This window comes from Bacillus sp. FSL K6-3149 (genome assembly GCF_038630515.1).
Taxonomy (GTDB): domain Bacteria; phylum Bacillota; class Bacilli; order Bacillales; family Bacillaceae; genus Bacillus; species Bacillus pumilus.
Genome location: NZ_CP152034.1, coordinates 2899782 through 2921568 on the forward strand (window position 1 = coordinate 2899782; position 21787 = coordinate 2921568).

Here is a 21787-nt window from a genome sequence, read left to right on the forward strand (position 1 = left end):
AGAGCAGTCCCCCTATGAGGACTGCTCTTTCTTTATTTCATTTCTTTTTTCAAGACTTCAATGGCTTTTTTCATTTGAGTATCATTTTTCTTTAGCTTATCTTGGATCTTTGTCATCAGTACTGTCGTTGTATCTCCCGTCAGAATTCCGTCTGCTTTCAGATCGTTGTCTGTTTGGAAGCTTTTGACGATCGTCTGGAAGGCTTTATCGTACTCACCATTTGCTTTTGCTTTGTAGTCAAGCGCTTGGAACATTTTTTGAGCCGCTTTGACTTCATCTCCATTGTCATTCAGCTGATACGTTTTTTTCGGGCTTAAGTATGGCAGCTTTGCATAACTTGGGAGCGATGCTTTGACCTGTGGTTCAATTCCTTTTTTATGAATCCACGAACCATCCGGCGTTAGCCACTTGGCAATGGTTAACTTGACACTAGAACCATCATTATAGCTTTGCGCATTTTGAACAGTTCCTTTACCAAATGTCTTTTCACCAATAATTTTGATACCTGAAGATTGGTGCAGAGCCGCCGCCATGATTTCTGCAGCGCTGGCTGAGCCGCCATTTACAAGGACAACTGCCGGCTGATGAACTTTGCGTTCTTTTTCAGCCTTGTACTCTTCTTTCTTCCCTTTTTCTTCAACTTGCATGATGACTTTCCCTTTATCGATAAAGTCATTACTCATTTCAATCGCTTCTGTCATAATGCCGCCTGGATTATCTCTCAGGTCAATGACAAACCCTTTTGCCCCTTTTTTCTCGAGGTCATCAATGGCTTTATCTAACTCTTTTGACGTTGTTTCAGCAAAGGACGTGATTTGGATTTCTCCTATTTTGTCTTTTGTGAGTTTTGCATACACTGTTTCAACTGGAATGGTGTCTCTTGTGATGGTCACATCAACATTTCCCACTCCTTGGCGGTTAAGGTGAAGCTTGACATCCGTTCCTTTTTTCCCTCTGATTAGAGAGACTGCTTGATTGACCGACATGCCTTTTGTGCTTTTTCCATCCACCTTTAAAATACGATCATGAGGTTTCAACCCGGCTTTTTCAGCAGGAGAGCCTTTAATCGGTGCGACAATTAAAATTTGTCCATCCTTCTCTTCTACTTGTGCACCAATTCCTTCAAATGATGAAGAAATGGTGTTGTTAAATCCTTCGGCTTCCTCCTGATCCATATATGTAGAGTATGGATCATCAAGTGATGCGATCATTCCTTGAATCGCACCATCTACTAGTTTTTGATCATCCGTTTTTTCGTAATACTCATCTTTTACTTTCGTATACGCAGCCATGAGTTTACTAAACTTCTCATCTCCTGAGACATTGACAGTCCCTTGTTTTGTGATCACAAATGTAATCGCTGAGGACAGTGCCGCTGTCACCAAAATAGCGATGACGATCTTAAATTGTTTTTTCAAAAAAACACCACCTTTATCTCCTTTCATTATTATCAAGGACGATGCTTCATCCGTCAACCAAAGGATCGAAGTTCTCTTTGAAAAGATAAGCCATTTGACCTTGCATTGCATAATCTTTAAAGAGGAACTTGATAAGGAAAGAAGGGATTTTATGAGTGATTATGTAGAAATGCTTGCCTATTTTGGCGTATCTAGTGCCCATCCTGGCGGAATTGAGTTAACAAAAACGATGCTTGAGCATATAAAATTGATGCCTGATGCGCGCATACTGGATGCGGGATGCGGGACTGGACAAACGGCGGCATATTTAGGCAATATCGGTTATCAGGTGGAGGCAATTGATACACACCCTTTGATGATTGAAAAGGCTAATCTGCGATTTGAGCGAGAAGAACTGCCGATCCGCGCACTGCAAGCATCGATCGAACAGCTGCCATTTCCAGATGAAGCGTTCACTCTTCTGATCAGTGAATCTGTTTTGAGCTTTACCAACCTTCCAGCGGCACTTGCTGAGATTAAACGCGTGCTTGCCCCTGGAAGTCAACTGATTGCGAATGAAGCAGTATTAAAAGCACCCCTTACACCGAAGGAGCTTGCCGCCGTTCGAGATTTTTACGGGTTTCACGCACTCTTTTCACTTGAAGAATGGAAGGAGCAGCTAAAAGCAGCAGGATTTCATGACGTTCGCATTCTCTCATTCGATGATCACATGGTACAAGAGGAGCCGACAGAAATGGAATTATCTGAATATATCCCGCCTTCTCTTTACGAAACGATGCAAACACACTACGATCTGATTCAAGCGCACCGAAAACAGCTAAGCCACATTCTATTTGAATGTACCGTATAAAATGAGCGAATCTCCTATATGTTTTGTCCAAACTCTATGAGGTCTCTCGCATAGGATAAGAGGGAAAAGAGTTTGTCATAAGGAGGAAAAATATGGAGCGCTATCAAAAGCTTTGTCAGCAGCATATGGGGAAAGTCGCTAGAATCACAGATCGTAATGGCAGAGTACATGTCGGACGCATTGAGCGGGTGACAAACCGCAAAGTGTATATTCGTCCAGTCGGCGGTTCTCGCGGCGGCTTTGGCTTTGGTTATTACGGAGGGTATTACGGCTGGGGTGCCGCTTATGGCATCGGGCTTGGTTTCATTACAGGTTTCGCATTAGCAGGATTGTTCTTTTTTTAAAAGAAGAATAAAGAAGGCCCCCCGAATAGCTGGGAGGCCTTTTTATTTGATTAAATTTTCTTCACTTTATTCATGTACTCTTCAAATGTTAAATCGTGATCATGCATCGCTTTTGCTGCTTCTTTTCCAACATAGCGCAGATGCCACGGCTCATATTCATATTTTGTCATGTCTTCTTTTCCTTTTGGATAACGAATGATAAAACCATATTTATAGGCGTTTTTAGCCACCCATTTGCCATCAGGTGTTTCACCAAACTTTTCAGAGATGTCAAAGCCGGCACTTTTTGAGGAAATGTCCATTGCAAGGCCTGTTTGGTGTTCACTTTCGCCTGGTAAAGCTACTGCTTCTTGCGCTTTTTCTTTGCCTTTTAACTTGACTTCACTATCAAAAATGACCTTTTGACGTTCATAGGAGCGATAGCCAGATACGGCAGCCAGCTCAAAGTTTTTCTTTTTCGCATCTTTGAATAATGTCTCAAGTGCTTCTGCTGCTTCTTTACGAATATATCGTTTTTCAATATCCTCTGAAAAAGAGAATTCTACTTTTGGAACAACGAGATCAGAAGGTTTATAGGTTCCTGGTAATGCGTATTCTTTGTTGACAAGTGCTAGCACGTTTGCAGGATTTTGAATGGTTTTCAGCCCGCTTACCACTTTGATGTCATTGAAATATTCACTCTTTAACGTCAGCTCTTGATCCGATGAATCTGCTGTATTGTTTGAGTTTTGCTGGGTAGATGAATTTTCTGCGCTTTTTTGTTCGTTTGTTTTGTTCGATTCAGATGTACCGCTATTTTGATCCAGCAACTGGCAGCCCGATAGTGCGGCTGTCAAACCAAGAATCGATGCGATTGAGAGTATTTTATAGCTTTTCTTCATGACATACCTTCCTTTTGCTCTTCTAAAAAAATAAAGATGCGCTACATCGTAGCACACCCTTTATACTATTATAAAACGGAGTCTAGCGCAATTAAGATCATTTCGTCAAATGTCGTTTGACGCTCTTCAGCCGTTGTTTCTTCTCCTGTGAGAACATGATCACTCACTGTCAGAATGGATAACGCTTTACGATCAAATTTTGCTGCAAGCGAATATAGAGCGGTTGTCTCCATTTCAATTGCTAGAATTCCGTATTGAGCCATGAGCTCAAGTGGTTTTTCATTGTAAAATTGATCTGCTGTAAATACATTACCGACACGTACAGCGACATTTTTTGCTTCTGCTGTGTCGTATGCTTTCTTAAGCAGTCCAAAATCAGCGCAAGGTGCGTAATCAATCGGTCCAAACGCCACACGATTCATTTGTGAATCTGTTGAAGATGTTTGAGCTAAAATGACATCTCGTACGTTGACATCCCTTTTAATAGCCCCGCAAGATCCAACGCGGATTAAGTTCTGAACATCATAGCTTTGAATGAGTTCATTCACATAAATCGAAATAGAAGGTACGCCCATTCCGGTTCCTTGTACAGAAACGCGCTTTCCTTTGTAGGTTCCAGTATAACCATACATTCCGCGCACTTCGTTATAGCATTCGACATCTTCTAAATATGTATCTGCAATATATTTCGCACGAAGCGGATCGCCTGGCAGCAATACCGTTTCTGCAATTTGTCCTTTTTCTGCTCCAATATGTACACTCATTTTTTTAGCCTCCACTTACGTTTACTATGTGTTTTGTCCTATTTAGTATAAACGATTGAGCCCAAAAAAGAAAATACCAGCTAAAGCTCGAGCTGGCATCGAAAATCTCTATTTAACTCATCGTCAACAGTCGCTCACTGCGTTTCCATCCTGCCGGAAAAAGCTGATAATAGCATTTTCCCTTTTTCTTATCATCAATCACAACAATATCACCTGTTGTGATAAACCGTGCATTGTAATCACTAGGGACTGTATCATGTACATTAAATGTCGAGAATGCTTTTTCCAGAACATCCAGGTGTGTTCTGCCGCCAATCTTTGTCCGGTACACAGGCTGATGCCCACTTGCAGCGCCATATTCAGGTGTCTGATAAATGGTTAAGTGAAATGCTGAAGGTTTCTTTTGAAAAAATCTCAACGTCAATTGCATTCAAATCCCTCCCCTTTTATATAAAATTGGCTGGGGTCTGTCAATTTCCTTCTTCTATTTTTGTCGAATGGCAGACAATTTTCCGTCAATCTTTTTACAAATGAGAAATAAAGCAAGTCCTATCGCAAAACCGCCTGCGACATCTGTCAAAAAATGAACGCCGATATACATTCGGCTGATCCCAATCAAAACAACACAGACCCCTGTGATCAAGTAGACGATTTTTTGTCTTTCTTTCAGCCATGGAATCATTTCAACTAATAGATAAGCTATAAAAGGATAGATTGTGGCTGCATTCATCGAATGTCCGCTCGGAAAGCTGTAATACGTTTCATTGACAAGATGATCAAAGGCCGGACGCTCTCTAGCAAACAGCCCCTTTAGTTCATGGTTGATGGTCTTTTCTGTGAGATATAATAGAAAAAGCATCATGATAGAGTAATAGCGCTTATACATGAATAAAGCGACACTAAAAATGAGCATGATGGGCACGAGCAGCGCACTAATGCCAAAGTCCGTCAAAGTCAGCATGACATCATTTAAAAAAGGGAGTCTGATGCTCTCAAACCATAAGATGATCTGGTTGTCCAATGCTTGACCCGCTCCAGATACCATGAGCGCAGCAATGGCACCAAATAAAATTAAAAGAAATAGGATATACACGCGAAAGATTCTCCTCCCTCTCTTCAGAATCACTTCAAAGTATAGTGCCTACCACGCCTCTTCTTCAACTATCATTGTTTTTTTCAGCATATATTCAAACGTAATGTCAGCCAGCTCAAACGTTTCCAGCTCAGCAGGTATGTACCCTCTTTTGACCAGCTCCATGTAGAAGAATTCCGCAATTTCCTCTGTATCGATCACCAAATCTGCTTCTTTCATGACATTCCGCCTCCTTTTTTATGATGTATGAACGACGCCTGTTTTTTATTACAGTTTGTCATAATGGCTCATTCCATACATATAAATGCAGTAAACAAAAAGAAAAGGGGTTTGAGGCAATGAAATGGTTCAGCATATTAGATGGAGAAATGTTTGATCAGGTGATGGGCCGTATCTTGAGGGGATGGTTTTATGTGATTGTTTTTTTCTGTGTGCCTTATTTTTTATTCGTGTTAGGACAAGTCTTTCTTTAACCAAAATGCTCGTGTAAACTTTCCAATATAAAATCCATCATATCTTTGTATTCTGGATCTTCGAAAAATTCGTAGAGAATTTTATAGTCATTATAAATATCAAGAAGCTCATCCACTATAGATACAGCGAGAAATTCTAGTGATGCTTCGCTTTCTTGTTTCTCTTCTAATTGTAATAGAGCTGTTTGCACCATATCTTCTTCCATTTCTTTTGAGGTTTCACCGACGTAATGCACAAAAAGAAGCTGATGAACGAACTGGTCCATCTCATATTTCCTTAGGACAAGCGTTAAGTCTTCCTCTTCTGTTTCCAGCCACTCTCCGTCCTTTAGCCTCGTGAGTTCATAAATGACATCTTCCCAGCCATCATCAAGGTATCGCCATATTTCAGTTCGATGGCCAATAATTTTAAATAGCTCTTTTCCGTAATCTTTTACATATACAACATCGCCAATGAGGAACTCATATTCAATGTCCAGCTTTTCTGTATCCACAATCACCCCGTCGTACTCATCGTAAAGCTGAAGTGATGTTTCAAAATAAAGCACCTCATTATGATTGACCTCATACAAATAGTGCTGGTCAATTTGATGGACTTTTGTAATCGTTCCAACTGTGCCGTACATGACAACGACGACAATATCCCCTACTTGATATTTTGGTGCTTTCGCCTTCATTCTGTCTCCCCCTTGCCCGACTTTTGGTCTTAACGTATCGTATGCCGGCGCAAGGAATTCTGCATGGGCAACCACACCATGCAAAACGCCATTTTATTTCTCATCAAAAAACCGCTTCTCCCATCTGGAAAAAGCGGTTGTGTGTTATTTTTTTTTGACTTCTACTTCATATTGCTCAAACGCTTCGTCAAATGTTGTCATTGAGCTTAAATAATCGCCATTTAATTCTAAATAGGCACAAAGCTCATGATAATCAGTGGACGCTTTCGGGAAGCTGTGATCCTCATAAGCAGCATTTGCAAAATGGCTGATTTCATCTTTCGGTTTTGGATGTCTGTACTTCATTAAATAATGGTAAAACGACTTCACCTGTTTTTCCCTCCGCGACACTCTATTTTGTTGTTATATTATACAGCAATTTGATGACTTGTATAGGCGGAGGTACAACTTATGATGAAAAGTCAAAGTAATTTCGCTTTAATAACCGCTCCATGCTCATTAATTCTTCGTATGAAATTTTTTCTGGAAGTTTTGTCTGATCCACTAAAATTAATTGATCTTCTATCCCTTTAACCGTCTCATCCTTTTGATATGTCATACCGCAGTGCGTGCAGGAAATGGACGGTGTTTCGATGATTTCAATGGATTGTGTGCCAGTGATCAGTTCCCAATAGACTGTTGTCTGCTCTGCGTTTGCTTTGCTTTCCTCACACCAATCACATGTCAGCAAGGTTATTTCTCCTCCTTTACAGTTTGATCTTTTTTGAGCTGCGCTTGATATTTTTTCTCTTTTAATTCATCTCGTTTTTCACGTTTGTTTTTGAGTGTGTCATGCTCAGGATTTGTCTCATATGCTTCTCTTCGTTTCATCCGGCTTAAATTCTCTGGCGTAAACGATTTCGCCTCATCCTCAAATAGTGCGGTAATACCAATTGCCGGGTCTTGTTTCTCTTCATAAATTTCATTAAAATACGCATCTGCCTGGCCTGCGACGTAATGCTCTGGTTCAGGGTAAGAGGTGATGACACCTTCAAAGTTACGAAGAACGACTTTGTCAGGGCTTTGCGATAATAAATAATTTGGCTGCAAGGCGATCTTTCCTCCGCCTCCTGGTGCATCCACAACAAAGCTTGGCACGGCATAGCCGCTCGTATGCCCTCTTAAGCCTTCTATGATTTCAAGACCTTTTGATACTGGTGTTCTAAAGTGGCCAATGCCCTCAGATAAATCACACTGATAAATATAATAAGGTCTGACCCGTATCATCACGAGATCGTGCATCAGCTTCTTCATAATCGGCACACTGTCGTTAATTCCTGCAAGGATGACGGCCTGATTACCTACAGGCACGCCGGCATTTACAAGACGTTCGCACGCTTCTTTTGCTTCTTTCGTAATTTCAATGCTTGTATTGAAATGGGTATTCAGCCAAACTGGATGATATTTTTTCAAAATCTCGCACAGCTCATCTGTAATGCGCTGCGGAAAGACGACCGGCGCGCGGGTTCCTATGCGAATGATTTCAACATGCGGAATGTCTCGTAAGTTTTTCAAAATGTATTCAAGCACTTGATCATTGATTAAGAGCCCATCTCCGCCGGAAATTAACACATCCCGCACCTCAGGTGTTTCTCTAATATATCCAATGGCAGCATCTAACTGCTTTTTTGGCACGCCCATACCGATCTGACCGGAAAAACGTCTTCTCGTACAATAGCGGCAATACATGGAGCACTGATTTGTTACAAGAAAGAGCACACGATCTGGGTACCGATGCGTTAACCCCGGGACAGGTGAGTCTTCATCTTCATGCAGCGGGTCTTCCAGGTCATATTTTGTTTTATGAAGCTCCTCAGCAATTGGCACAGATTGCATACGTACTGGACATCTTGGATCGTCTGGATTCATCAATGAGGCATAGTAGGGTGTAATGTTAAGTGGAATGGTTTTGGTGGAAATCTTCACCCCTTCTCTTTCCTCTTCTGTTAAGTTTACGACTTTCTCTAAATCTTCAAGCGTTTTCACGGTATGCGTCAGCTGCCAAATCCAGTCGTTCCACTTTTCCTCAGGTACATCTTTCCAAAGCTCAATGTCCTTCCAATGACGCGCCGGTTCATATAGTTTTTGATTCATATCCATTCCCCCCTATCAGCATTCACCTTATACTATGCAAGTTATGTGCCAACATGGGAAAATGCCCCTATTCTTTATAGAAGGAGCTTTACCCGTGATATTCAATGGATGGTGATGCCTATATTTCGGCATCTGCATATTTCTTCAGTTTATATTGCAGTGTTTGTCGAGGGATTTTTAAAGCGGCAGCGGTTTTTTTAATATTGCCATGATGCTTGTTTAAAGCTTCTTGAATGAGTGTTTGTTCAAATGAAGAAACCTGACTTTTTAAGGAGGCATTGAGTGTTCCTTCCTCAAGCTTCTGCGTACGTAAATGAGCAGGAAGGTATGAAGGTGTGATGTCTTCCGCTTCCTTTGGCATCATCAATACGGCATGCTCAATGGTATGTTTTAATTCTCGAACGTTCCCCGGCCAGTGGTGAGCCATAAACAATTGCTTTGTTTCTTCAGAAAGGCGTTTGACGTTTTTTGAAAACTGCTGATGATAGGTTTGAATGAAATGGCGGGAAAGCAGCGGGATGTCTTGCTTTCTCTCACGAAGCGGCGGGATATGAAAAGATGACACATGCAGTCTATAAAATAAGTCTTCTCTTAAAATTTGCTTTTTCACAGCTTCAAATGGGTCCATATTGAGTGCAGTAATGAGTCTTACATCTACTTGAATCGCTTTTGCATCTCCAATGCGGCGCACCACGCCATCCTCTAACACACGTAATAATTTCGTCTGCAGCGTGAGCGGCATCGCTTGCAGTTCATCAAGAAAAAGCGTGCCTCCATCAGCTAATTCAAAGAGCCCCTTGCGATCAATTGCGCCTGTATAGCTCCCTTTGACAGATCCGAACAATAGGCTTTCAAGTAGCGATTCTGGGAGTGCCGCACAGTTTTGCGGAATGAACACTTGGTTTTTCCGATCAGATTCATGAACGATGGCTTGAACGAGCACTTCTTTCCCTGTCCCTGTTTCCCCGTAGACAACAACTGATGACGGATAAGCAGCAGCTTTTTTTGCCTTTTCAAGCATTTCATTTAAGAGCGGATCATTTGTTAAAAATGAAGAAAAATCATGCATTTGTTCTGCCCCAGCCGCATCGTGTATTCGTTTTTTTTGATCTAAACGATTCGAAAGGGCTGACAGCTTCGATACATCTTTTGCGACTTCGACCGCACCTATTAACTGGCTGTCTTCAATAATAGGCAATGTCGTATTGACGGTCTCAATTCTTTCGCCGTTTTTATTCAAATAGGTTTGCAGCGAATGATAAATGGGCTTCCCTGTTCTCAAAACATGCATGAGCGTACTTGTTTTTTCTGTTAAAGAGGGATACACATCAAGGATGTACTTGCCAATCACCTCTTCTTTTTGTAAACAGTCAAACTTAGCGGCATTATGATTGTAAAAGATCGTCATTCCTTGATCATCTACAACATGGATGGCTTCATCAATGGCTTCTAAAATTAATTCAAACCAGTCCGCTCTTTCGACAACCTTCCCCATTCTTTCCCCCTCACTTTCAGTGCCGAAAAACCGGCATCTATTGCCGGATTTTCAGCGGCTTGATCATCTTCATCACACGTTCTCCTGTCCTTTCATGTTTCGCTTTTTCCTTGCAACTTCCTGCTTTTTTTGTCAATAGCGTCAAAAAAGCACCCCTCTTATGAGGAGTGCTTTCGCCCTGATGTTTGATAAAGAGACATATCGAATTCTTGCAGCGATTCCATATACAGCGGCATTATCGGCTTTCCTTCTTGAAATAATGTAAATTGGGAAGGGTATAAATTAATTGGCTGATGATAAAAAGCAAATCGCTTTACAACCTCAGGGTCAATACGACAAAAAGTATGATGCATCAGTAAATAGACATCTTGTTTCCATTTAAAGAGCCGCCTGTTTGGCGGATTAAATACTGGTGACACTTGAATCATGCCGCACTCTTCATACATCTGAAGCCGTTCATTTGAAATCGTATAGATATCTTTAGGGTGAAACTGAAAATATTGCACGTCACGCTTTGAAGCAAACCGCCTTCTTTTCTGACCTTCAATATAATAGAACGTTTTCCCATGATCTGCCGTGACAACTGTATAATTAGGTACTGCCAGCATGTCTTTCATCTCATATTTCATCGCACATAACGACGGAACCCGAATGGCGCGTCTGTTTTTTTCGTTCACCCAGCACCTTTCAATTTGATGAAGATTCCCGTCTGCGATTTGGTAGTAATCCCCTTCCTTTTCAATCACCGTTCCGTCAATGAGATCATACGGCATACTCGAAAACAAATGATGAAAGGAATGAGGCGTTTTATACGTTGTATCAAGTACATCTCTTAATGGAAAAAAAGCAGCAAAATCATTCAGCCTCATCCAAAAAACAGAATCTGCATGATGCCAGTGTTTCGGCTCATCAGCCCAATATTGTCCGTATTTTTCATGAATTAGCGGAAGCAAACGCCTTCTGTGCATGACCGAACAATGGTCCACTTGAAAGGACGCATGCTCCAATATTTGGTCTGCTTCACGCACAAAGTTCATCGTCTCAACTAATTGCTTATCAACATGCACGACCCGCTGCGAGGAATACACAATATCGATATGAGGCTTCGACTGAAAAACATCCACCATTTTCTGCAAACGATCTTGATGATACACGGTATCATCGGTTAAATAACAAATGAGCTCACCTGTTATACGAGCTAGCGCTTCATTAATTAGTGTCGCATACCGTACGGTTAACAGCCGTTTTGCAGGATGAACCGTGCGTGAATACAGATGAATGCGCTCATCTTCTAAATAGGGCTGGATCTTTTGGATGGTGCCTTGTTCTGAGCCATCATCCATAATGAGAAGCTCCCAATTTGAATACGTTTGTTCCACCATACTCTTTAGCACACGATCAATGAAATCAGGTTTATTGTAGCTTGTTAAAATCACCGATACTTTCATGATCATTATCCTTTTTAGTTAGATTAAAAAGCCCCCCAGCTGACGATGTTCACGTAAGGAACATTCACTCTTAGCTGATTTGTCGCGTTTTTAAAGACCGCTACTGTATCAAAGAGCTGCACAACAACTACGTTTTGAAGGACATCTCCATTGACTAAATGAACGCGTGGCACTGGAATGCCAAGTTCAAGCCACGGACGAAGTAATTCTTTAATATCTGACACACTCTCTTCCTCACTTTCTTCTAAAAGACGAAGAAGAAGTAAAATCAAGATGACTTCAAGTACTCCTTCTGCTTCTAGTAATTCTTCGTTCCAACCATTTAATAATTGATCAAATTCCATTCATAATCCCTCTCTCTTCGCATTTAATCTTTACTAGAGTATGAGATTCACTTCATTTAGCCTCAGCATTTGAAAACATTTTTAAAAATGTGTGAAGTGATTAATTGATAAAAAGAGCAAGGAATCAGCGTTCTGCTTATACCAAAAAAAATGAACGGCATATACATAGGGGTGAGTTTGAATTGATGAAGAAAGGATGGGAAAAAATGAGCGACAAGCGTGCCGAATTAAAAAAAGAACTATTGAAAGTGTTTTTCAAACCGCTTACTCGTACATTAACAGTTAATCTTGAAGAAGGAGGAGTACAAATGGAAGAAAAATTGAATGATTTATTAAGTGAAGTGGCAGCCGAGGCATCACCTTCAGATTCTGCTACAACACTCGATGTATCTCAGCCAGCAAGATGGATTTTTGCAAGACTTGCACCAGGAACCGTCATTAGCATTGTCACTGACTCAGGTGATTTAATCGGGCCAGTTCAATTCGTAGCATTCAATGCTTTAACGGGTGTTGTATTTGTTACACAAGAAAGCTCAGTTACACCAACAGGCTCTGCAACGACTTTATTAGATGTAGATAAAGTTGAAAGTGTTACGTTCACATCTTAATGTGAGAGGGCCATCATGAAGCTTCTTTATATCAGCTCTGGCTACGGCGGAATCTATCATATGTTTGATCAATGGGTAGAAGAGAGCTTCATTGATTCCCCCTTTTCATGTGTAAAGATCGACCGAGAAACTCTACCCGCTCACATGCACAAAATCCGGACATTTTCTCCGGATTTTGTTTTGATGATGATCGGTGATCATGTTCCGAGCGAAGTGCTTCATCAATTCAAACAAGAAAAGATCCCGATCGTTTTGTGGATGACAGAAGATCCCTTTTATACAGATGTGTCAGCTGCTTGCACGCGTGATGCGCGGCTCATATTAACAATTGATGAAGGAGCTTTGCCATTTTACAAGCAATTGGGCATAGGTCACGCCTACTACTTTCCCATTCCGGCAAATACAAATATTTTTCAAAAAAATGAATCGTCTGAAAAGATGTGCATCTACGACATTGCACTCATTGGCTACCCTTATCCCAACCGCATGAAAGCCATTGATACACTCTTACAACAAAAAAAATGGCGAATTCTCGTTGCAGGTAAGGAATGGCATCGTCATTTAAATAAGTCACGAAGACATGATCGCGATCTCACATTAGTGACCAATTGGCTGAGCCCTCAGCAATTGGCGGACATCTATCAGCAATCAGCGATTGTTCTTAACCCGCACAGACCGGCTCAATTTGCTTATAACAAAAACAAAGCCATGGTTCAAAATGTAAGCCTGAACAACAGAGCGTTTGATATCGCTGCAGCTGGAAGCTTTCAATTGACGGATCTACAACCGCCTCAAGCTTTTTCAAGCTTCGCTTTTTATAAAGATGAGGACGATTTGCTAGAACAGGTTGAATATTATGGATCAAATGCCGAGAAAAGAAAAGCAATCGCACGAAACAATTACGAACAAGTCGTTTCCTGGAATACATTTGAGTCATTTCCACACAGACTTTATGAGATCGTAAAAAGCGCCCTATGACCGGGCGCTTTTCTCGTTGAAATTCTTCTTATACCTAACCCTCCGCATCTCTGCGAGCCAATAAGACTTTCTCCGCTTTCTCAAGATCTTCTTCCTGTTTGACCACAAGTGATTTTTGGGAATCCATGATATACGCTCCAACAGATCCTTCTAAAAAGGAATGAATGCATTCTTTTGCATATGGAACATGAAAAGCATACACTGCTCCATTTAAACGGCCATACGTATATGGCTGCTCATGCTTTGGCATGAAAAAGTAATGATTGTCCTTATATAAAGTGGCTTCATTATTCTCATGCAGTGTCCATGTCTCATTTGGGTTTTCTAGCGCCTCTGTAAAAGATGCCACGCAGTCATAGCTCCCTTCTACTAGAAGCTGCAAGCACTTCTCAATATCTTCCGGATGTCTTAAAGGAGACGATGGATGCAAATATAGAACAATATCAAAGGTCTTCCCCTCACGCTCTAAGTAAGCAAGCGCATGCTTCACCGCTATGAGTGACGGTGTTTGTTCTGTTACATGACTGTCTGGAAGTTCTATCACACGGGCTCCGTAGTGAGAAGAAATGATTTGTGTATTGACATCCTCTGTAGAGACGATGATTTCGTCTAACTCAATCATTTGCAGTAACGGCTGAATGGTCCAATAGATGAGCGGCCGCTCCGCCAATACGCGAATGTGTTCATCATGCTGATCGCGCCTGCTTCTAAAAGCTGGTATCAAGGCTAAAATACGATTTCCCCTATACATGTATTCCCTTCTCCCCTCGCGCAAAGCTCTCTACATATTCTTCCGAGCTGATCGCAGTACTGAAGTGTTCAGGTCTCTCTTTTTTCTACTTATTCTCTTATCTCTCCATATTCTATTAAAACGTCATGCAGATGGTTATAATGTGTTCACCTAATTTATATAGAAAGTGGTTCTTTTCCTCAAACGGATACCACTCTTTCACATATGATGCAAAGTAGAGAAATGAGAGTTGGGGGATTAGATATGTCCAAAAAGATAGAAACGAGTTTGAAGGCTTTTTTTCGTGACAAAACGATATTAGTTACAGGCGGTACAGGTTCGATCGGCCGTCAAATTGTGAAAAAATTAACATCATGCTCTCCAAAAAAGATTATCGTCTTCAGCAAAGATGACAGCAAACAATACATGATGAAAAATGAGTATGCGGATCACCCAGAAGTCGCCTTCGCTTTAGGCGATGTACGAGATGCAAGCCGCGTGAGACAGCTCGTCAAAGGCGTTGATATCATCTTTCATGCAGCCGCCTTAAAACAAGTACCTACTTGTGAAGACAATCCGTTTGAAGCCGTGCAAACAAATATTATCGGCGGGCAGCACATCATTGAGGCTGCAATCGAACATGAAGTCAGTCATGTTGTCAACATCTCCACAGACAAAGCAGTTTCTCCGACAAATGCCATGGGTGCAACAAAATTAATTTCAGAAAAACTATTTTTCCAAGCAAACGAAAGTATTCTGAACCAAAAAACATTGTTTTGCTCTGTGCGTTTTGGCAATGTGCTTGGATCAAGAGGTTCCGTCATTCCCATCATGCTCCAGCAGCTGTTAAATGAAAAACCTTTGACCGTAACTGATCCTCATATGACACGTTTTTTTATGTCCATCGAAGAGGCTGTCTCCCTCACACTTCAAGCAGCCATCATGATGAAAGGAGGCGAAACGTTCATTCTCAAGATGGAGTCATTACAGCTTGCTGATCTCTTAAAAGCGTTTCATGAATATGCTGCTCAAATCAAGGTCTCATCTCCGGAAATTCTCGTTGTCGGGAAAAGACCTGGAGAAAAGCTTCACGAAGAGCTTACATTTCCGCACGAAGCAGATGCACTATTTGAGCATGAACAATTTTATGCCATTTTACCAAGACCAAAACTGCATGCTTCCTTTCAAAAAGTCGACTTAACCAATTACACATCCAATGAAGCGCCTCTCATTACAAAAGAAAAGCTATTCCTCATCATTGAACAATTACATCACACGCATCATAAAAAATAAAAAATCGTCACACGGAAGCAGATGCCTTCCATGTGACGATTTTTTAATAGATCAATCAAATAGATGTTTCAAATCCCCATAGCCTTCTTTTTCAAGATCATCTTTTGGGATAAACTTCAAAGCGGCTGAGTTAATACAATACCGAAGACCATTTGGTCCTGGTCCATCAGGAAAGACATGACCTAGATGAGAATCAGCTGTCTTGCTGCGCACCTCTGTCCGCACCATCCCATGGCTCTTATCCACCTTCTCGGCTACTTCCTCATCTTCAAGCGGCTTTGTGAAACTCGGCCAGCCGCAATGGGCATCAAACTTATCTAAAGAAGAAAAAAGCGGCTTGCCTGAAATGATATCTACATAAATGCCTTCTTCTTTATGATCCCAGAATTCATTTTGAAATGGCGGCTCAGTGCCATTATTTTGTGTGACTTCATACTGCATTCGGTTTAATTCTTTTAGTCGTTTTTCTTTATCGTTTGTCATGATTTATCACTCCAATGGGACTCAATAAAACCCGCTCTGCCAGAACCGACATGATATCGTTCGTAGTGCATTTTGTTCTTTTTATAATAGTGCTGATGATACTCCTCTGCGGGATAAAAAGGAGCAGCATCTAAAATTTCTGTCACAATTGGCTTTTGAAAGATGCCGCTTTCGTTCAGCTTCTCTTTCGATGCCTCTGCAAGCTTTCTCTGCTCATCATGATGAACATAAATACCTGTGCGGTAGGACTCTCCTCTATCACCAAATTGCCCGCCATCATCTGTTGGGTCTATTTGCTGCCAATACAGTTCTAATAGCTTTTCATACGGGAATACGTCTGGATCAAACGTGATTTGAACCGCTTCTCTATGCCCCGTTGTATTTGTACATACTTCTTCATAGGTCGGATTCACTGTATGTCCGCCAGTATACCCTGATTCAACTTTGATAATGCCCGGCTGTTCATCAAAAGGTTTAACCATACACCAGAAGCAGCCTCCTGCAAATGTGGCTAATTCTTGTTTTTCAGACATATTAGTGCCCCCTTCATTTAAAAAATGGTATCATCATATTATAACATGATGAAAAATAATGAAAATGATACGACTTGTCTTCCTAAATGATAAAAAAGCATTTCGTCGTATTTTAAAATATAATGGGGGTTTAATGATTGGAACAAAGAAAAAAAATGATGTATGAAATGGATACTTTACTGAGAACCGTATTTAAGCAGATCCGTTATGAGATTAACAGCCTGCTCGAAAACGAATTATCTCGGAATGAATTTCTCATTTTAAATCTGCTTCGTGAGCAAGGTGCAAAAAAAGTAACGGAATTTGCGTCCATTCTAGGAGTGTCAGCAAGCCATATCACAGCTGTGACCGACACACTTGTAGAAAAGGGCTGGATCACCCGTATCCGTTCTAAAGAGGATCGCCGCATCATCAAAATCCACTTAACCGATAAGGGTAAGGAAATTACTGAGCATTTTGAGAAAAAGAAAACAGAATACTTTATGGAGCGATTTGAGTCATTCGACGATGAGGAACTAAAAACAATGATCAAATTATTTAAAAAGCTGGATAAAAGTCAAAAGGATGAAGCATAGAATTTAGCGCAATGGACATGCTACGGATAAAAAGAGGTGGAATGAACCATGACAAGCCCTTATCTTTGTCCAAACTGTAAAACGAACAGAACGCGCTTTAATCTGATTGAGCAGCTTTCAGAACCTGTGAAGCTGGACCCTGCGACCGGAGCAGTTGTCGAAAGATACGAAGGAGAGCAGCTTTCTCCTTTTCACATGAGCTATCAAGGTCCTCAAATAAAAGTCCAGTGCGGTGTTTGTGGTCTCATTGAGGATGAAAAAACGTTCATTAAGCTAGCTGAATATCATCAATATTCTTCTCCTTCTTAACATGCGGGCCTGACGGAAAACGTCAGGCTTTTTTCTATGCTTCGTTTGCCTATACAGATCGCCTTTTTCATGCATACGCTACAAAAAACACCATCGCATAAGAAAGTAGGGATTGATACATGCAGCAGCTCTTTTATCATAACTATCCATACCGTCCACTCGCTGCGGGCTTCGAGCACCCTCAGAGCAGCCCTTCATCCAAAGCCTTTATTCGGCTTTTTCACGCTGCCCCAGATCTTAGTGAGCTCGCTGTTTATGTGAACCGGAATGAGGTTTTGAAAAAAATGCCTTACAGCCAGTTAACAGCTTATATGGAGTGGGATGAGGGAATGTATGAGATAGAAGTGTTCAAGCTAGCTACAAAACAAAGAGTTCTTCATTCTCGTATGATGATTAAACGTGACGAGATTTACACCCTATGTATCACGGGTGCACATGCAGGTTTTGCGCTGCTGACAGAGCGGCAAGACCCTCTGATTCAACATAAGGAACTGTCAGCCCTTACATTTGTCCACCTTTCTCCAGACCTTCCTTCCATTGATATATATGAACGTGATCAAGGGGTGTTAGCTAAGGAGCTTCACTATGTAAACAGCACTCACATTCATCATTTCTCCCCGAATAAATATCATTTTGAATTGAAAGCCGCCGGCACTCAAAGTATACTGCTTGATATCCCAAAAGTTCATCTGCAAGCAAATCGCGCATACCTCATTCTGCTTCATGGATTTGCTAACGGAGAGCCAGAGCTTATGGCGAAGGTGGTCTTGTCTCAGCAAATATAAAAAAGAGCCTTTTCCATAAAGGAAAGGCTCTTTACGAGACATCTTCAGCTTTTTCTTGCTTTTGAAAATCAAAAGCAAGAATCATGATACCTAGAAATAATGCACAATAGGCAATATTTAAGTAAAACTGATCGATATTTTCTGCTCTTAAATCAGTGGCAGCTGTGATGCCAAAGTACGCAGCAAATAAAAACGACAGTAAACTAAAATATTGATAGACTCGCTTCATGATTTCACTCCTGACTCACTTTCTATTGCTTTGGATGATAATATGAGAACTCAATTTCATCGTTCTCTAGATCAATTTTGTTTGCTTTCACATACATATCATTCGTCAACGGCATTTCTGAAAGGCGCACTTCAACCGTTTTTTGATCCGGTTTCACATGAACGAATTCTGGCAGTTCATAGAACTGGCCCATGTAGCTTAGAACAAAACTAATCGGAATGCTCAATTGTCCAATTGAAAGGCCATCCACTTTCAAAAGCACATCACCATTATCTTCGACAGTTGGCGTAAATGAGACGTTTGCATCAATCGTCGAAGAGAAAGCTTTAATGGCGCCTGTTACTTTTACATCTTGATCGATCGCCACATGAAAGTCTGGCATATCGCTTGACCCTTGATTTTTCAAGTAATCATTGATAAAGCTGGTGAGTGATTCCTTTGAGCTAGATATATTAAAAGAATACTCGCTTTTCAATTCTTTAGTTGAAGCGGATTGACCGCCTGGCATTAACATCAAAATACCGCAGGCAAGTACAATCAATAGATTGATTGCAAGTAAAATAAAAAATAAGCTTTTCCACTTTTTCATACGTTCACCCTATTCCTTCGGCAGTCCTTCTTTTTTCACTTTGGAGAATAAACGATTTGCCATAAGAGAGTACCCCTTTTGGTTTGGGTGGAAATCATCATCTGCCAGTAATTTTTCATCAGAATCTTCCTCAAATAAATCTGCTACATTGATCATATCAGCGTTGCCATCTTTTTTTAGTTCTTTTTTGGCGACGGCATTCCAGTCTTTGACGACTTCATCAATGTCTTTCAGCTCAGTGAGACTGAATTTAAAGGGATTATACATGCTTACATACATGATCTTCGCATGGTCATTATGTTCTCTCAGTTGAGCAAGAATGGTTTTAAAGCGCTCCTCAAAAGGCCCCTGCTCTTTTTGAAAAGGAGCAAACGTCAAATTGAGTACATTTTGACGAACGACATGCATTAAGTCATTGCCGCCGATCGTAAAGAAAATATAGTCAGCATCTTTCAGACCGTCTTGCACCTTTTTTTCTTTTAATCTTTTTAATAAATCTACCGTTCTACTGCCTTTAATGGCATAGTTTTTTAATGTGACAGATTGCACGCCGTCCACTGCTTCTAACTTGTCACGGGTCATGCCTGCATATCCTTTTTTTTGTTGATCTCCGATTCCTTCTGTTAAGGAATCTCCAACCGCTGCGATGGTAATATGTTCTTTTACGTCTTGTGTGTCTTCTAGTTTATCCTTTATGCCAGCCTCTTGCGCGGAACATGCAGAAAGAACAAAAGCTAGAGACATCACAATCAAAATCAAACGAGCCTTCAAACGATGATGTCCCTCCTTTTTCTGATTAAAAAAGTGTATCATGTTTTTGCTCATTTGAACATCTTTATGCTAGCTACGGATCAGCGTTTTGATGTCCTTGATGATGTCATCATATGGCGTGTTTTGTACACCATCATAATTTTTCATCACTTTTCCTTCTTGATCAACTAGGAAAAACAATGACTGATGGATCACTTGGTCTTCATCTTCAGGTTTCTTCACAATGGTTTTAAAGCTTTTCATTGCGAATTTTTCAATTGCTGACTGCGAGTAACCAGTGAGGAAATCCCAATTTTTAAAGGATAAAGGATATGCTTTTGCAAATTCTTTTAGCTTTTTCGGTGAATCTACCTCCGGGTCCACGCTAAAGGAAATGATATGCGCATCCAATTTTTCTTCTTTTAACCGTTTTTGCAGCTCTGTCATATGTGCAGTCATCGGCGGACAGATCGTTTCACAGCTTGTGAAAATAAAATCTGCCACCCATACTTTCCCCTTCAAATCATCCAATGACACCTTTTGTCCATCCTGATTTTCATATTCAAACGGCTGTATTTGATAATTTAACGCATCTTTGATTTGTCCATTTGAACATGAGACTAAAAGAAGCACGCTTATGATCATAAGCGCACCAAGTGAGGCTCCCCTTTTTTTAAGCATGGTACGTCCATCCCCTTTTTCAAGTCAATCGGTATAAAAAGTAAAGCCTATTGCACCTTTTCCAGTGTGACACGAAATAATCGGTGTTGTGTAGGCGATGTCAACAGGTGCTTCAGGTGTATGGTCAAGCAGCGCTGATTTGAGCTTTTCAGCGAGTTCTAATGCATCTGCATGCGCTATCCCAATGGCTTGAACTGTTTTTCCTTTCACCGCCTGTACATACTGTTTGGTTAAATAGCGGACAAGAGCAGAATAGCTTCTCACATTCGCTTCTGGCGTGTAAACCCCGTCTGTTAAGCTCGCAATTGGTTTGATGTGAAGAAGTGAGCCGATCAGCGCCTTCCCTCTTCCAATTCTTCCACCTTTCACGAGATTTTCTAATGTATCGATTGTGACAAATAGCTTTGTTCCAAGACGGATTTTATCCATTTCTTTGATGATGTCTTCACGGCTTGCACCATTTTGTGCAAGTTCGGCTGCTTTGGTGACTTGAAACCCTAATCCATATGAAATAAAGTTTGAATCAATCACCGTGATGTTTCCGTCTACCATTTTCGAAGCGCTTTCAGCAGTTTGAACCGTACCACTCATCCCACCCGTTAAATGGATACTAATGACTTCGCTTCCATCTGCCGTCAGCCTTTCATATAATTCGACGAATTGACCGATCGCAGGTTGAGACGTTTTCGGCAATTCCTCAGCGGCCTCCATTTTTTCAATAAATTCATCTGGCTGTATATTCACTCGGTCAATATAATCAACCCCAGAAATGGAGATATTGAGCGGAATTACGTGAATGGAAAGATCATTGATTTTTTCTTGCGGAAGGTCCACTGTTGAATCTGTTACAATTTTAATTTGTTTCACTATTGTCTCATCCTTGCTGTCTTAGTCTTTACTTATGATATTACCTTATTTCGCGCAAACTTGAAAACAACTGTCATGACGTTTTTGAAATTGTCACATTTTCTTCTTTTCATGAAAAAAATCCTTGCCAAGCTGAGCAGCAGCCATTTTAAAACAGCCGCTCACTCCCTTTGACAAAGATTCCTTTTTACGCATTGTGTTTCAGTGTAGGCTCCTGATAGATCTGCTCATATGTGCTCCACTTGACGTTACGTTTCACATCCTCTCTGAAAGAGTACACAGCTCTCTTTCCTTTAGATACATAGACTTTTTTCAAGAAAGCTTCAAGTCTAAAGGTGAGCATGAAACGATACGGCTCATCTCCCTTTAGTACAGGAACTTCTGTTACCTTGATCTGAGCTCCATCCATCCGTCTAAAACATATTGTTTTGAGCAGCACAAATGATCAATCCTCTTT

30 protein-coding genes are annotated in these 21787 nt (G+C 40.9%); 8 read left to right on the plus strand and 22 right to left on the minus strand.

Annotation, left to right across the window (positions count from 1 at the left end):
* Positions 1–32 precede the first annotated feature (32 nt).
* Positions 33–1418: a S41 family peptidase gene (locus MHB83_RS14545; RefSeq protein ID WP_342496432.1), complete on the minus strand. Its 1386-nt coding sequence runs from the start codon at positions 1416–1418 to the stop codon at positions 33–35.
* 151 nt (positions 1419–1569) lie between these two features.
* Here MHB83_RS14545 and MHB83_RS14550 point away from each other — a divergent pair, with 151 nt between their 5' ends.
* Both MHB83_RS14550 and MHB83_RS14555 read left to right on the plus strand, forming a co-directional pair.
* Positions 1570–2268: a methyltransferase domain-containing protein gene (locus tag MHB83_RS14550; protein WP_322000509.1), complete on the plus strand. Its 699-nt coding sequence runs from the start codon at positions 1570–1572 to the stop codon at positions 2266–2268.
* A gap of 92 nt (positions 2269–2360) precedes the next feature.
* Complete coding sequence (locus tag MHB83_RS14555) at positions 2361–2612, plus strand: hypothetical protein (RefSeq protein ID WP_003216113.1); 252 nt, start codon at positions 2361–2363, stop codon at positions 2610–2612.
* 50 nt (positions 2613–2662) lie between these two features.
* Here MHB83_RS14555 and MHB83_RS14560 read toward each other — a convergent pair whose 3' ends face one another.
* The 12 genes from MHB83_RS14560 to cgeC all read right to left on the minus strand — a co-directional run bounded on the left by MHB83_RS14560 (position 2663) and on the right by cgeC (position 11920).
* Positions 2663–3493 (minus strand): M15 family metallopeptidase, encoded by an 831-nt coding sequence (locus tag MHB83_RS14560; RefSeq protein WP_335356129.1) that lies wholly within the window; start codon positions 3491–3493, stop codon positions 2663–2665.
* 68 nt (positions 3494–3561) lie between these two features.
* Positions 3562–4257, minus strand: a complete 696-nt coding sequence (gene deoD / locus MHB83_RS14565) for a purine-nucleoside phosphorylase (protein WP_012010274.1) — start codon at positions 4255–4257, stop codon at positions 3562–3564.
* Positions 4258–4369: 112 nt separating this feature from the next.
* Positions 4370–4687: a hypothetical protein gene (locus MHB83_RS14570; protein WP_003215750.1), complete on the minus strand. Its 318-nt coding sequence runs from the start codon at positions 4685–4687 to the stop codon at positions 4370–4372.
* 54 nt (positions 4688–4741) lie between these two features.
* Positions 4742–5350: a phosphatase PAP2 family protein gene (locus MHB83_RS14575; RefSeq protein ID WP_003216036.1), complete on the minus strand. Its 609-nt coding sequence runs from the start codon at positions 5348–5350 to the stop codon at positions 4742–4744.
* Positions 5351–5398: 48 nt separating this feature from the next.
* Complete coding sequence (locus MHB83_RS14580) at positions 5399–5569, minus strand: YozD family protein (RefSeq protein ID WP_003216084.1); 171 nt, start codon at positions 5567–5569, stop codon at positions 5399–5401.
* Between the two features lie 250 nt (positions 5570–5819).
* Complete coding sequence (locus MHB83_RS14585) at positions 5820–6500, minus strand: hypothetical protein (protein ID WP_012010279.1); 681 nt, start codon at positions 6498–6500, stop codon at positions 5820–5822.
* Between the two features lie 144 nt (positions 6501–6644).
* The gene (locus MHB83_RS14590; protein WP_003215834.1) at positions 6645–6869 is read right to left on the minus strand and encodes a YozE family protein; all 225 of its coding nucleotides are present in this window, start codon (positions 6867–6869) and stop codon (positions 6645–6647) included.
* 79 nt (positions 6870–6948) lie between these two features.
* The gene (locus tag MHB83_RS14595; protein ID WP_342496433.1) at positions 6949–7230 is read right to left on the minus strand and encodes a YokU family protein; all 282 of its coding nucleotides are present in this window, start codon (positions 7228–7230) and stop codon (positions 6949–6951) included.
* Between the two features lie 2 nt (positions 7231–7232).
* Positions 7233–8633 carry a lysine 2,3-aminomutase gene (ablA, locus tag MHB83_RS14600; RefSeq protein WP_003215473.1) on the minus strand — a complete coding sequence of 467 codons (1401 nt, stop codon included), beginning with the start codon at positions 8631–8633 and terminating at the stop codon, positions 7233–7235.
* Between the two features lie 118 nt (positions 8634–8751).
* Positions 8752–10128, minus strand: coding sequence for a sigma-54-dependent Fis family transcriptional regulator (locus tag MHB83_RS14605; RefSeq protein ID WP_003216007.1), 1377 nt, complete (start codon positions 10126–10128; stop codon positions 8752–8754).
* Positions 10129–10286: 158 nt separating this feature from the next.
* Positions 10287–11582 (minus strand): glycosyltransferase family A protein, encoded by a 1296-nt coding sequence (locus MHB83_RS14610; RefSeq protein ID WP_310024907.1) that lies wholly within the window; start codon positions 11580–11582, stop codon positions 10287–10289.
* A gap of 17 nt (positions 11583–11599) precedes the next feature.
* Complete coding sequence (cgeC, locus tag MHB83_RS14615; protein WP_050943905.1) at positions 11600–11920, minus strand: spore maturation protein CgeC; 321 nt, start codon at positions 11918–11920, stop codon at positions 11600–11602.
* Positions 11921–12126: 206 nt separating this feature from the next.
* Between cgeC and MHB83_RS14620 the strand changes: the two genes are divergently transcribed.
* Positions 12127–12528: a hypothetical protein gene (locus tag MHB83_RS14620; RefSeq protein WP_065098203.1), complete on the plus strand. Its 402-nt coding sequence runs from the start codon at positions 12127–12129 to the stop codon at positions 12526–12528.
* A gap of 15 nt (positions 12529–12543) precedes the next feature.
* Positions 12544–13506, plus strand: coding sequence for a DUF3880 domain-containing protein (locus tag MHB83_RS14625; RefSeq protein WP_342496434.1), 963 nt, complete (start codon positions 12544–12546; stop codon positions 13504–13506).
* Positions 13507–13540: 34 nt separating this feature from the next.
* On the opposite strand, the gene MHB83_RS14630 is transcribed toward MHB83_RS14625, so the two are convergent.
* A complete protein-coding gene (locus MHB83_RS14630; protein WP_310024902.1) occupies positions 13541–14257 on the minus strand; it encodes an acylneuraminate cytidylyltransferase in 717 nt (238 codons plus the stop codon).
* A 243-nt stretch (positions 14258–14500) separates the two neighbouring features.
* Between MHB83_RS14630 and MHB83_RS14635 the strand changes: the two genes are divergently transcribed.
* Positions 14501–15529, plus strand: coding sequence for an SDR family NAD(P)-dependent oxidoreductase (locus tag MHB83_RS14635; RefSeq protein WP_342496435.1), 1029 nt, complete (start codon positions 14501–14503; stop codon positions 15527–15529).
* Between the two features lie 51 nt (positions 15530–15580).
* Here MHB83_RS14635 and msrB read toward each other — a convergent pair whose 3' ends face one another.
* Both msrB and msrA read right to left on the minus strand, forming a co-directional pair.
* Positions 15581–16012: a peptide-methionine (R)-S-oxide reductase MsrB gene (gene msrB, locus MHB83_RS14640; RefSeq protein ID WP_012010290.1), complete on the minus strand. Its 432-nt coding sequence runs from the start codon at positions 16010–16012 to the stop codon at positions 15581–15583.
* The gene (msrA, locus tag MHB83_RS14645; protein WP_050943900.1) at positions 16009–16545 is read right to left on the minus strand and encodes a peptide-methionine (S)-S-oxide reductase MsrA; all 537 of its coding nucleotides are present in this window, start codon (positions 16543–16545) and stop codon (positions 16009–16011) included. The genes msrB and msrA overlap by 4 nt, the downstream gene beginning before the upstream one ends.
* A 137-nt stretch (positions 16546–16682) precedes the next feature.
* Between msrA and MHB83_RS14650 the strand changes: the two genes are divergently transcribed.
* From MHB83_RS14650 to MHB83_RS14660, 3 genes are all read left to right on the plus strand, one after another.
* A complete protein-coding gene (locus MHB83_RS14650; RefSeq protein ID WP_050943899.1) occupies positions 16683–17120 on the plus strand; it encodes a MarR family transcriptional regulator in 438 nt (145 codons plus the stop codon).
* A 48-nt stretch (positions 17121–17168) separates the two neighbouring features.
* The gene (locus MHB83_RS14655) at positions 17169–17429 is read left to right on the plus strand and encodes a hypothetical protein (protein ID WP_012010293.1); all 261 of its coding nucleotides are present in this window, start codon (positions 17169–17171) and stop codon (positions 17427–17429) included.
* A gap of 119 nt (positions 17430–17548) precedes the next feature.
* Positions 17549–18214 carry a DUF4397 domain-containing protein gene (locus tag MHB83_RS14660; protein ID WP_342496436.1) on the plus strand — a complete coding sequence of 222 codons (666 nt, stop codon included), beginning with the start codon at positions 17549–17551 and terminating at the stop codon, positions 18212–18214.
* Between the two features lie 31 nt (positions 18215–18245).
* On the opposite strand, the gene ypmT is transcribed toward MHB83_RS14660, so the two are convergent.
* The 6 genes from ypmT to MHB83_RS14690 form a co-directional block, all read right to left on the minus strand.
* Positions 18246–18443: a protein YpmT gene (gene ypmT, locus MHB83_RS14665; RefSeq protein WP_012010295.1), complete on the minus strand. Its 198-nt coding sequence runs from the start codon at positions 18441–18443 to the stop codon at positions 18246–18248.
* A 22-nt stretch (positions 18444–18465) separates the two neighbouring features.
* A complete protein-coding gene (locus MHB83_RS14670) occupies positions 18466–19032 on the minus strand; it encodes a YpmS family protein (RefSeq protein ID WP_050943897.1) in 567 nt (188 codons plus the stop codon).
* Positions 19033–19041: 9 nt separating this feature from the next.
* A complete protein-coding gene (locus MHB83_RS14675) occupies positions 19042–19803 on the minus strand; it encodes an SGNH/GDSL hydrolase family protein (RefSeq protein ID WP_034620452.1) in 762 nt (253 codons plus the stop codon).
* Positions 19804–19872: 69 nt separating this feature from the next.
* Positions 19873–20463 carry an SCO family protein gene (locus tag MHB83_RS14680; RefSeq protein ID WP_003216134.1) on the minus strand — a complete coding sequence of 197 codons (591 nt, stop codon included), beginning with the start codon at positions 20461–20463 and terminating at the stop codon, positions 19873–19875.
* Positions 20464–20487: 24 nt separating this feature from the next.
* Positions 20488–21330, minus strand: coding sequence for a DegV family protein (locus tag MHB83_RS14685; RefSeq protein ID WP_003215944.1), 843 nt, complete (start codon positions 21328–21330; stop codon positions 20488–20490).
* Between the two features lie 187 nt (positions 21331–21517).
* On the minus strand, positions 21518–21769 hold the full coding sequence (locus MHB83_RS14690; RefSeq protein WP_003215729.1) for a YpmP family protein: 252 nt from the start codon (positions 21767–21769) through the stop codon (positions 21518–21520).
* Between the last annotated feature and the right edge of the window lie 18 nt (positions 21770–21787).